The organism is Thalassotalea sp. HSM 43 (assembly GCF_004752005.1).
In the GTDB taxonomy this organism is placed as follows: Bacteria; Pseudomonadota; Gammaproteobacteria; order Enterobacterales; family Alteromonadaceae; genus Thalassotalea_A.
On the sequence record NZ_CP038493.1, the window covers coordinates 1,092,314 to 1,104,771 of the forward strand.

At 44.2% G+C, this 12,458-nt stretch carries 8 protein-coding genes and 1 tRNA gene; 4 read left to right on the forward strand and 5 right to left on the reverse strand.

Annotation, left to right across the window (positions count from 1 at the left end; genetic code table 11):
• Positions 1-142: 142 nt before the first annotated feature.
• Positions 143-229 (reverse strand) — tRNA-Leu (locus E2K93_RS04510).
• Between the two features lie 227 nt (positions 230-456).
• Here E2K93_RS04510 and yiaY point away from each other — a divergent pair.
• Positions 457-1,602 (forward strand): L-threonine dehydrogenase, encoded by a 1,146-nt coding sequence (gene yiaY / locus E2K93_RS04515; protein ID WP_135437951.1) that lies wholly within the window; start codon positions 457-459, stop codon positions 1,600-1,602.
• Positions 1,603-1,693: 91 nt separating this feature from the next.
• Here the strand turns inward: yiaY and E2K93_RS04520 are convergent, their stop codons facing one another.
• Positions 1,694-2,389 carry an NAD(P)H-dependent oxidoreductase gene (locus E2K93_RS04520; protein WP_135437952.1) on the reverse strand — a complete coding sequence of 232 codons (696 nt, stop codon included), beginning with the start codon at positions 2,387-2,389 and terminating at the stop codon, positions 1,694-1,696.
• 260 nt (positions 2,390-2,649) lie between these two features.
• Between E2K93_RS04520 and E2K93_RS04525 the strand changes: the two genes are divergently transcribed.
• Entirely contained in the window at positions 2,650-4,827 is a 2,178-nt protein-coding gene (locus tag E2K93_RS04525; protein WP_135437953.1) for a S46 family peptidase, read from the forward strand.
• 110 nt (positions 4,828-4,937) lie between these two features.
• On the opposite strand, the gene E2K93_RS04530 is transcribed toward E2K93_RS04525, so the two are convergent.
• Positions 4,938-5,633, reverse strand: a complete 696-nt coding sequence (locus E2K93_RS04530) for a MaoC family dehydratase (RefSeq protein WP_135437954.1) — start codon at positions 5,631-5,633, stop codon at positions 4,938-4,940.
• Between the two features lie 188 nt (positions 5,634-5,821).
• A complete protein-coding gene (gene hldE, locus E2K93_RS04535; protein WP_135437955.1) occupies positions 5,822-7,249 on the reverse strand; it encodes a bifunctional D-glycero-beta-D-manno-heptose-7-phosphate kinase/D-glycero-beta-D-manno-heptose 1-phosphate adenylyltransferase HldE in 1,428 nt (475 codons plus the stop codon).
• Between the two features lie 180 nt (positions 7,250-7,429).
• Between hldE and lpxL the strand changes: the two genes are divergently transcribed.
• A complete protein-coding gene (lpxL, locus tag E2K93_RS04540; protein ID WP_135437956.1) occupies positions 7,430-8,365 on the forward strand; it encodes an LpxL/LpxP family Kdo(2)-lipid IV(A) lauroyl/palmitoleoyl acyltransferase in 936 nt (311 codons plus the stop codon).
• A gap of 66 nt (positions 8,366-8,431) precedes the next feature.
• Here the strand turns inward: lpxL and glnE are convergent, their stop codons facing one another.
• Positions 8,432-11,311, reverse strand: coding sequence for a bifunctional [glutamate--ammonia ligase]-adenylyl-L-tyrosine phosphorylase/[glutamate--ammonia-ligase] adenylyltransferase (glnE, locus tag E2K93_RS04545; RefSeq protein ID WP_135437957.1), 2,880 nt, complete (start codon positions 11,309-11,311; stop codon positions 8,432-8,434).
• Between the two features lie 171 nt (positions 11,312-11,482).
• Here glnE and E2K93_RS04550 point away from each other — a divergent pair, with 171 nt between their 5' ends.
• Entirely contained in the window at positions 11,483-12,448 is a 966-nt protein-coding gene (locus E2K93_RS04550; protein ID WP_135437958.1) for a hypothetical protein, read from the forward strand.
• Positions 12,449-12,458 lie beyond the last annotated feature (10 nt).

Sequence of the window (12,458 nt, forward strand, 5' to 3'; positions counted from 1 at the left end):
CAGTTAATAAAAGTGCCGCAGTTCTGCACCACGTAACGCAAAATATAACCTATAAAAAAGCCGCTTATTAAATTTCAGGCACAAAAAAACCAGCTCTAAGCTGGTTTATTGTTTTCTTGTCTGTGGTAATGACAAGAATAAATGGTACCGGAAGCCGGACTTGAACCGGCACGCCCGCAAAGGCAACGGATTTTGAATCCGTCGTGTCTACCAATTCCACCACTCCGGCAACACGTGCTCAACGTTAAGTTGATGCAAGGCATTATAGGGAAGATTTTTTTTGGTGCAAGTATTTTTATGACTAATTCCACTTATATGTATATTTTTCAACCATTTCACTCTACACCTAGCCTGCGCGGTACATTGTTAATGTAACTTTTACATTTCAATAACACCTTTTTTAACAAAATAGGCGTAAGCTTTAGGCAATTCATTAAATTGCTTAGGAGGCACCACATGGCTGCATTTTTCATTCCCTCAATAAATTTAATGGGCGCTGGTTGTTTAGCGGACGCAATCGCTAATATCGAGGCTCAAGAGTTTAAAAAAGGTATTATTGTTACCGATAAAGTTCTTGTCGATATTGGCATGGTTGATAAAGTTCAACAGCTACTCACTGACAAGGGCGTTGATACAGTTGTATTCGACGGTACCCAGCCTAACCCAACCGTTAGTAACGTAAATGACGGCTTGGCTCTTCTTCAAAAAAATAACTGTGATTTTGTAATCAGTTTAGGTGGTGGTTCACCACATGACTGTGCCAAAGGTATCGCTTTGCTTGCCACCAACGGTGGTCAAATCAAAGATTATGAAGGCGTCAACTTGTCGAAAAAACCGCAATTACCACTAATTGCTATTAATACCACAGCGGGTACTGCCTCAGAGATGACGCTATTTTGTATCATCACTGATGAAGATCGCCACATTAAAATGGCCATCGTCGACAAAAATACCACACCGCTTATTTCTGTAAATGATCCTGAGCTGATGCTTGAAAAACCAGCGTCACTGACAGCGGCAACCGGTATGGATGCATTAACCCATGCGGTAGAAGCTTATGTATCAACTGCGGCAACACCATTAACAGACGCAGTCGCTTTAAAAGCGATTGAGCTTATCCAAGGTAACCTGCGCACCGCGGTAAGCAATGGTGATGACATTAACGCTCGTGAGCAAATGGCTTATGCGCAATTTATGGCGGGTATGGCGTTTAACAATGCATCGCTTGGTTATGTACACGCAATGGCGCACCAATTAGGTGGTTTTTATGACCTACCGCACGGTGTTTGTAACGCTATCTTATTACCTCATGTGCAAAACTTTAACGCTAAAGTATGCCCAGAGCGCTTAACCGATGTAGCAAAAGCTATGGGTGTTGATACCTCTGCGATGAGCCCAGAGCAAGGCGCACAAGCTGCACTAGATGCTATTAGAAGCTTATCGAAAGATGTGAATATCCCGTCAGGTTTGACAGAGTTGGATGTAAAAGAAAGCGACTTTGATGTGCTTGCAACAAACGCCTTGAACGATGCGTGTGGTTTAACCAACCCAATTCAAGCGACGCACGATGAAATCAAAGCGATATACGCTGCCGCAATGTAGCATCCAAGATTAATGCTGATGGTATTTTAAATTGGCATAAATCTAAGCTAGATTATAAAAGCCCTGGTCATCGACTAGGGCTTTTTGTTGTTTAATACCAACTCACCAACTGCGCCATTGTGCGTCTTGTTTTGCCCCGTGGTGGGTCTTGCACTCGATAACCAAAGGCAGCCATAACCGCCGGTTTGTATAGCGCTGGATCAATGGCAAAGTGCTCTTCTAACACGGCGATAGTTTTATCCTGTTCAAAACCTTCTATCGGACACGAATCAATGCCCATTAGCGCCGCGGTAGTCATCATATTGGCTAGAGCGATATAGGCTTGCTTACCGCACCAGTCGGTAATTTGTCGGTCGGTGGTTACCTTAAAATCATGCTCCTGAAACTTTTGATAGGCCTGATTAAAAAAAGCGATCACATCGTCAGGTAATTGCTTTACGTCTTTGAGGAATGTTTGCAGGTAGTCAGAATTGTGCTGCATGTTAACTTGGGTATGAGCCAGGAAAATCACAAAATGGCTCGCGGTGCCAAGCTGCCCAGAGGTATCATTAAAAGCACCATTAGCGCCCCAAGTAAAGTCTCTAAATAACTCGCGCTTTTGTGGCGACTGCACCACCAATAATTGATAAGGTTCAAAACCAAATGATGAGGGTGATAAGCGAGCGGCTTCTAAAATGGTGGTAAATTGCGCTTCAGCTATGACTTTACTGTCATCAAACACCTTGGTTGCATGTCGCATATTAGAGGCGTCTAAAATTTGCTGTTGCAACGATTCAATATTTGTCATTAAAAACTCCCAATACATCGATAAAAAATCAATAAACGGATCAGGCAGCTGCCAAATCAGCGTGGCTTGCACAAGCACTTGAGAAAAAGTATAGATGAGTCACGCAAATGCGCTGCCAACAGCGTGATATTAGGCAGTGGTGAATAAAATTTTACAGTTTTATCGCAACAAATTTACCAATTATCGTGGTTATGTTTACATCCGCGTATGAATGGGTTAAAAAACCGCCTGACATAATAAAAACAGTTGGACATACATATATGCTATACAAAAATTTGATCAAGGCACTGTCCTTGTCATCATTGGTATTTGCAGGCACTCTGCAAGCTGACGAAGGGATGTGGCAGCCGCATCAGTTACAACAAATAAGCGGAAAGCTAAAACAAGCGGGGTTAGAGTTAGACCCAACGCAAATGGAAAACCTAGACCAATTTCCAATGAACGCCATCATTAGCTTAGGTGGTTGTACTGCATCATTTTTATCTGAGCAAGGCTTAGTCGTAACCAATCATCATTGTGCTTACGGTTCTATTCAATATAACTCTTCAGAAGACAAAAACCTGTTAAAGCAAGGCTTTGTTGCTAAAACCAAAGCCGAAGAATTACAAGCAGCACCGGGCTCTCGCGTATACGTGACCGAGTCATTGACCAATGTTACCGAAAAAATTACCGGTTCCATTGCAAGCTCAGTACAAGGTGAAGCGTATTACAACGCCATCGAGAAAAATGAAAAAGCACTGGTTGCCGAATGTGAAACCTCACAAGATTATCGTTGTGAAGTGTACAGCTTTCACGGCGGCTTAGAGTACTTTCTAATGAAACAATTGGCGCTGCGTGATGTCCGTTTGGTGTACGCACCACCGTCAAGCATTGGCAAATTCGGTGGCGATACCGACAACTGGATGTGGCCACGTCACACCGGTGACTGGGCATTCTACCGTGCTTACGTAAGCAAAGACGGTAAGCCGGCAGATTATTCAAAAGATAACGTTCCATTTAAGCCAAAAGCATTCTTAAACGTTAACGCCAATGGTGTTGAAGAAAACGATTATGTCATGGTACTTGGCTACCCTGGGCGCACCAATCGCTATCGCATCGCCGATGAAGTAGAAAATGTGTTTACTTGGGTTTACCCAACATCAAAACGCTACCGCGAAGAATACATTGACGTTATCAAAACCACAGCACCTGCTGGCAGCGAAGCGCGTATCAAATACGAAAGCACCTTGGCTGGTTTAGCCAACTACGCGAAAAACTATGGCTCTATGGTTGAAAGCTTTAATAAAGGTGACATGCTAACCCGTAAGCAACAAGAGTTGACTGAACTACAAGACTGGATCAATGCTTCTGCGGATCGTCAACAGCAATATGGTAAAGCACTTAAAGAGCTGAACCAGTTAGTGGCTGAGACCGAGAAAAACCAACAGCGCGATTTGATCATGAGCTATATTGGTCGCACCAATTTAATGAGTGTCTCAAAACGTCTATATCGTTTGGCCAATGAAAAAACCAAAGCTGACAGCGAACGCAAACAAGGTTACCAACAACGTGACATGAAGCGTTTTACCCAAGGCATGAAACGCGTTAACCGTCGTTACGATGCCGAGGTCGACAAAGCGGTATTGACGCACTTTATCGCCGAGTATGCGCAGTTCCCAGCGTCTGAACGCAACCCAACGTTCGATGCATTTTTCGCCCTGACTGACGGCTTTAATGCTGACAAATTAGCGGCGAAGTTAGATGAGATGCACAGTAACACTAAACTTGATGACGAAGCGACACGTTTAGCTTGGATGGAAAAGTCGGTAGATGACTTCAAGGCCAGTGACGACCCATACATTCAGTATGCGGTTTCGCAATATGACAACGACCGTAAACTAGAGCAACAAGCGGAAGCTTTGTATGGTCAATTAGCACAAGCGCGCCCTGCATTTATGGCGGCGATGATTGCCTTTAAAAAGAGCAAAGGTGAGCCAGTTTACGCTGATGCCAATAGCTCACTACGTATCACCTACGGTAATGTCAAAGGCTACTCACCACAAGACGGCTTAACAGCGACGCCATTTACCACATTAGAAGGTATGCTAGCCAAGTATGTTGCCGGTGACAGTGAATTTGATCTATTCGAAAATATCCGCACTGCGATTGCCAACAAAGACTACGGTAAATACTACCGTGAAAAAGTGAAATCAGTGCCGGTTAACTATTTATCAACCCTAGATATCACCGGTGGTAACTCAGGTTCACCGACACTAAATGGTAAAGGTGAATTTGTTGGTCTGGTATTTGACGGCGTGTATGAATCAATCATTGGTGATTGGGATTATGACACCAAGTTAAATCGTGCCATCCATACCAGTGTGCCATTTATGCTGTGGACCATGGAACATATTGACGGTGCTGGTAACATCGTTGACGAAATGACCATTGTTGAATAATCATTTCGCCGGCAAATAATAAAAAAAGAGCAACCTTATGGTTGCTCTTTTTTATGGTGTTAGATAATTCTGTTAAACGTCAGTGAATGAATACTCAGCTCGCGATTGAGTTAGTAATACAGACGTAAAACCGTCTCTGCAATACAGCCTAAGCGCTTTGAATTTTCCACTTCAATGCTCATTTCGTTGACCAATTCAATGCTGCGTTTCATCGGTTTTAATTCAATCAGACGCGTTCTAACCCGTACCCTTGAGCCGGCTTTCACAGGGTATGGATATCGCACCTGATTTAGACCAATATTAATCACCATTTTTGCGTCAGGATAAGGGTTGTTATCCTCATTTACTGTGTCGGTGAGTTTCGGCAATAGCGACAAGGTTAAAAAGCCGTGCGCTATGGTCGCCTTAAATGGTGATTCTTGTTCGGCGCGCTCCGGATCGGTATGGATCCACTGGTCATCACCGGTCACTTCGGCAAACTGATTAATGCATTGCTGATCAACGGTATACCATTGACCTACATAGGTTTCTTGGCCAAGTTTTGCCAATAATTGATTATAGGCTTTCTCTGCTTTTGGCGTTTGTACAACCACCTCGCATTTTTCAGAGCAGGCGGTTTCATTGTCATGCTCATTATCAGCAAACTTCGAAAACCATGGGTTATTTAAGGTGTTGGTGAGATTGGTAATGCGACTGCTGATCAATTCACTGATGTTTTTAAACTTCGGCTCTAATCGTGCTTTAAATTGGTCATTACGTTGTTGCAATTGTTCCTTTTGCTCACGAATAAATTCGACGACATTCATGTTAATTCCTTCTTGGCGATAGCAAGTTCAAATAGATCGTGTTCACTCAATTTCCTGCATTGTACCCCCAGTGTCTGTTCAAACAAAGCACAGCTGTACGCTGAAATGATGCCGCTAAGGTATTACAGACACAAAAAAGGCGCTATACCGCGCCTTTCAATCACTGGTCTGACAGCTTAGATATTTCGTTAATCTTCTAAGCGTATGGTATTTATTATCTCGGTAGTCGAAACACCATCTTCAAAATTCAACACCATGACCTCGCCACCGTTTTCAATCACCTCTGCACCGCCGGCGATATCTTCAACTTTATAATCGCCACCTTTGACTAAAATGTCCGGCAATAAATTGGCAATCAAACGTTGTGGTGTATCTTCACTAAACTTAACCACCCAATCGACGGCACCTAAACCTGCCAGCACCGCCATGCGACGATCAAGAGGGTTAACCGGGCGACCATTGCCTTTTAAACGTTTAACCGAATCATCATCGTTTACCGCCACAATCAGTCGATCGCCTAATTTCGCCGCATTGGCTAAATAGCTTACATGACCGGCATGAAGAATATCAAAACAGCCATTGGTCATAACCACTTTTTCAGAACGTTTTTGCGCCTGTTCAATGATCATCTTTAACTGACTTTCGGTGACCACACCGTTGCCACTTTCTTGACCTGACATCAGTGCCTGTGCGATTTCAACTTCGCTCACCGTTGAGGTACCTAGCTTACCAACAACAACGCCAGCGGCAATGTTGGCCAACGCACTTGCTTCACAAAATGAGCTGCCTGCGGCAACCGATAATGCAAGTGTGGCGATCACCGTATCACCGGCACCGGTAACGTCATACACTTCTTTGGCTTGGGTAGGAATATGTAACTCGTCCTGATCAGGTCGAATTAAGGTCATGCCCTTTTCAGAACGAGTGACAAGTAAGGCTTGTAAATCGAGATCTTTTAACAGCTGCTGCCCCTTGGCAACAATGTCATTTTCATCTTTACATGGGCCAACAACGCCTTCAAATTCACTCATATTTGGCGTGATAAGCGTCGCGCCACGGTATTTGCTAAAGTCCGATCCTTTAGGATCTACTAACACAGGGACGTTATTTTGCTTTGCAATTTGGATCAGGCTTTGCACATCAGACAATGTGCCTTTGTCGTAATCCGACAGTAACAGCAAATGATGCTGACGAATATTTTCGCTAACCAGTTCATTTAAGTCTTGTTTATTCAAGCCGTGTAATGACTGCTCAAAGTCGAGGCGAATCAATTGTTGATTACGGCTTAATACACGCAGTTTAGTGATGGTTGGTACGTCAGCTGATTGCGAGAAATTACATATTACATCCATCGCCGACAAGCTGGTATCTAGGGCGCTAGCCACTTCGTCTTGACCGGTAATGCCCGACAAGGTTACTTGACCACCGAGTGAGGCAATATTTAGCGCCACATTGGCCGCGCCACCGGGTCTATCTTCTCGACCATCAATCTTTACCACAGGAACCGGCGCTTCCGGAGAAATGCGTCCTGTAGGTCCTGACCAGTAGCGATCAAGCATGACATCGCCAACAACTAAAACTCTGGCCTGACTAAAATTAGGAATATCTACTTTCATACCTGTTTCCAAAATGGGTATAATTAGCGTTTGTTGCGTTCGCTGTGTATTGATCGCGTTGTTTGCGTTAAATTTCGCACGCTTTAACACGTTCGCAGACGTTAATTATCTGCCTTTACGGCAATTATTGCTGTTATTAGGTATAGTGTATCATAAGCTTTTCGATGAGTTGACCAAACCTTGAGTAAAAACAAATCATTACAAACCCAATTCAAGGCAAGTTTCCTGCTTCCCAAATATTGGCCAACTTGGCTAGGCGTTTTTATCCTGTATAGCATTTCCTGGCTACCTTATCGTTTACAAATGATGATGGGCGCCCTGCTCGGCCGCGGCATGATGAAACTTGGCGGCACTCGCCTAAAAATAGCACAAAAAAATATTGCCACCTGCTTTCCCGAACTATCCGCAAAGCAACAACAACAGATGTTGGTGCAAAACTTTGAAAATACCGGCCGTGCGTTATTTGAAACCGGCATTGGTTGGTGGTGGCCAGATTGGCGCTTAAAGCGCAAAATTCACGTGGTAGGCGAAGATGTTCTGCGCAATGCTCAGCAGCAAGGTACTGGCGTGTTATTGTTAGCCATGCATAACTTATGTCTTGAAGCCTGTGCTCGTGGCATTGGTTTTGTGCAACCTACAGTTGTTTTCTATCGTCCAAATCACAATGAATTAATGGAGTACTTCCAACACGCAGGTCGTGATCGCTCGAATAAATACATGCTTGATAAATCCGATGTGCTGGGTATGAAAGAAGCCCTAGCCGATGGCGAGGTGGTGATCTATTTACCGGATCAAGATTATGGCCGCAAGCGTTCCATCTTTGTGCCATATTTTGGCGTTGAAAAAGTCGCCAGCACCATAGGCACGATGATATTTGCCAAGCAACCCGGTGTGCAAACCATTATGGGCATTCCGTCGCGAAAAGCCGATGGCAGCGGCTACATCATTGAATTTGTCGGTGGATTTGAAGATTTTCCAAGCGGTGATGACGAAGCCGATATCATCCATGTTAATCAGCAGTTAGAAAAAGCCATCCGCAAGCACCCAGAACAATACATGTGGTTGCACCGTCGTTTTAAAACTCGGCCAAATAGAAGCGACCCGAAGTTTTATTAAGCGGCAATATTTACAACACATAAAAAAAACGGACGTAGCGTCCGTTTTTTTTATGCATCCATAGCACTAATTTTCGTCGCCATGGCAGAGCAAGTATTTCTGCCAGCAGCGTTTGACTAGGTCTCTTGGTACGGTGAAAGCATCATCGGCAACCAACGACGGTTGGTTTTGCAAGGTCAACGCATGGCCTTGATCGCGCAGCGCACAATACCCTTCAATCAAACCGTTGGCCTCATCGTCGCTGATAAGCTGTGCAGCGGCCAAGGATTCGAACATACGCACATTATCTGAATACGCCGTCAGACTTGGGTGATTATGGCTGAAATTCAAAATTAAAAATTGCGCTAAAAATTCAATATCGGCCAAGCCGCCACTACCTTGTTTGAGATCCATTAACTGCGCCGTACTTTTATCGAGATGATCGCGCATTTTACGGCGCATGTTAATGACATCTGTAGCCAAGTTTTTACTGTCTCGCGCCAACGTTAAAATATCATGGCGGATTTGCTTAAAGCGATGTTCAAGTGCCGTATCTCCGCAGACAAAACGCGCCCGAATTAACGCTTGATGCTCCCAGGTCCAGGCATCTTTTTGTTGATAATGTGCAAACGTATCGATATGCACCACCATCAACCCCGAATTACCGGAAGGCCTTAGGCGCATGTCGACCTCATACAAAATGCCACTGGCAGTCCGCGTATTGAATAAATGCATAATACGCTGTGCCAATTTTAAGTAAAACTGCGTTGACGCTATCGACTTGTCACCACTGGTGACATCATTGGCATCACATTGATGCACAAACACCAAATCTAAATCTGAACTGTAGCTCAGCTCTAAGCCACCTAATTTGCCGTAACCAAATACCGCAAATTTTTTGTCATCACTGCCCAATGTCGCATTTGGTTGACCATAACGGTGCACCATTTGTTGCCACGCAATATTCACCACAGTTGCAATGCTCGCCTCAGCAATGGCGGTTAAATGATCACTGACTTGCATCACAGGTAAAATACCGGTGATATCTGCAGCGGCTATTTTAAGTTGTTTCGCTTGCTTAAATTGGCGTAATCCTTCCATCTGATTTTCTAAATCATCTTCTGGAATACGCATCATTTGCTCAATCATCATTTGCTGATAATCGTCAAGCTTTGGAACGGCAAACAATAACTTAGGGTCTATCAACTCATCGAGTAGTAATGGGTATTTCGATAAATACTCACCTATCCATGCACTGGCTCGGCATAACGACAACAACTGATTAAAAGCTGGCGGGTTTTCCAGTAATAATTCTAGGTAAACGGTTCGAGTGACAATTTTGCTTAAAACTTGCAACACCCGCTGTAGAGATATTAACGGTTGCGCTTCGCTCTCGAGCAGTTGCAATAACACCGGCATTAATTTATCGAGAATAAGGCGACCGCGACTCCCCAAACTGCGCTTAGCAACTTCGGCGCGAAAGTGCTGCAACGCCTGATACATCTCTTTTGCTGGCCAGTTTGCTTGATAACTGGCGATATATTCGCACGCTTGCTCATCTTGCCAGTTCGCTTGCCACAGGGTTTGCCAATGCTCTTGTGTTGATTCGCTAGCGCTGCTCTCTTCACCAATGAGTAATGAAAACTCGGCGTTTACTGCCTGCATATGTTGCTTGCAGCTGTGCATGAAATCGTCCCAGTTTTGAAAGCCCAGCACATAACACAAGCGCTGACGATTATGCTCTTCAACCGGTAATTGTTGGGTTTGCTGGTCGTTAAATGCCTGAATGGCGTTTTCACTGCGACGCAAAAACTCATAGGCATGGCGTAATTGTGCGGCTGACTCACTGCTGATGCATTCAACCTCCACCAATAATTGCAATGCTGTTAACAAGTTACGTTGTTGAAGTTGCTTGATACGACCGCCACGAATCAACTGAAAAACCTGAACAATAAATTCAATTTCGCGAATACCACCAATACCGAGCTTAATATTATCGCCAAGTTGTCGCCGTCTTGCCTCTTGCGCGATCATCAGTTTCATCTGTCGTAAGCTTTCAATCACACTAAAATCAATATAACGGCGATAGACAAATGGACGTAACATGGCGCTTAGTTGTCCGTGATATGGGCTATCCCCTATCAAGCGCGCTTTTAACATTGCGTAGCGCTCCCAATCACGCCCTTGCTCTTGGTAGTAGCTTTCCATTGCTGCAAAACTCAGCACCAAAGGACCGCTGTCACCAAACGGTCGCAATCGCATATCGACACGATAGACAAAACCATCAAGGGTAACTTGATCAAGAGCGGCAATAAGTTTTTGCCCTAAACGGGTGAAAAATGTCTGATTATCGAGACTGCGTCGTCCGCCTTGTGTTTCACCATTTTCGGGGAAACAAAATATCAAATCGATATCCGATGAAAAATTCAATTCTTTGCCGCCCAACTTACCCATACCGTAAATCAGCAGCGGTTGCGGTTCACCGGCACGATTAACGGGCGTGCCCCAAAGTTGCTGACAATACTTGCTAAGCCATTGATTGGCGCCATCTATAAGCGCGTCAGCGAGATGTGATAAGTTATAAAGACTCGATGGCAATGGTGCATCGAGGCATAGATCGGCATAGGCAATGGCCGACATATACAGGTTGCGTAAATCCCTTAGCTGTTTGTGTAGTTCTGCTTCGGTGGTGCAGGCGTTTAATTGTTGAGCTACCTCGGCCTTAATATCAACCTTAGCCATAAACTCAGCACCAAGTTGAGCTATCACCTTGATAATCCATTGTGGACGGCGTAAAAAATTCTCCGTTAGAAAATCACTGAGTGCGAACGCTTTTTTTAGCTGGCTTATTTGCGCATCATTAAGTTGTTGCACGACTTCTGCCGCGGTTTCATTGAGCCGACGGTATGCACTTTCTTGTTTGCTGACTAAGGATTCAGGTAAAGCAGGTTGAGCTGGTTCACTCATATTTATATTCTCTGTTGATTTGGTTCAACTCTTTGCCTAAAGTAACGACACCCAAGGTGTCTACACAACACTTTGTTACATCTAACATTGGACATATTATGTCATGCGATGTAAGCTATTTAGCATTGGTCATTATAATGACCTTAGCATTAAAAAGGGAAATTAGACGTAATGCCGTACCTAAAAACCTTAATCCTTGCAGCGGTTTTATTCATTGCCGGTTGCGGGGATCCTTACGTTGCCAAAATTGAAGACCAATTACCATTGGTAGAGAAACGCCTGCAACAATTATCTTCCGCTTTGCAAAATGGTGAAATACGAAACGCCAACCTCATCAATCAATACGCCGACAAGCTCGCCACAAGCAATCCCGACATGAATCAGTTGATTGACGAATTTCGCAAAGATGCCACTGTTCAAGGGCCTATGTATCTGGCGTTATTGCAACGATTAGACACCGTTAAAAATCAAGGCACTATGTTTGCTAGTGATCAGGTTCGCTACGAAGAGCTGGTCAATATCTATCAAGCCGCCGACAAAGTATTGTACTCAGATGCACTTAGCGACCCGCTTAACGTATTAGCCGATATGTCTAATGGCGAGTTACCTCGTGTCAATGCGATGAGTAAATCCGACGAGTTAGCGGCTAACAATGCGCAAGATTTTGGTGTTGGTTCGCAACTGGTCGGCAATCCATCTTATGGCCAATGGCAAACCGATAACTCCGGCATGTCGTTTTGGCAATGGTATGGCATGTATGCCATGTTCAGTTCATTAAGCGATCGTGTTTATTACAATCGCTGGGGGCGTAACCGTGGTTACAGTTATTACAACGATTATGGTCGCAGTCGTTACACCTCGCCAAGACAATATCGCAAGCAACAACAAGTTGAAACGCGTACACGCAAATCATTTACCAGTAAGGGCCAAACCTTTACCAGCACCTACAGTAAAAACCGTACCGGTTCTTCAGGGTTGTCACGCCAAAGCGTCAGTGCCCAACAAAGCAGTAAGTTCAGACAAAGCGGCTCAAAATCAAAATACGCGAAGAGCAACAGCAAATCTAAATACGCCAGTAATTCGAGCTTTCGAAACAGTAGAACAAAAACAACACGCAGTTTCAGACGCGGAAAATAACAGGAAATAT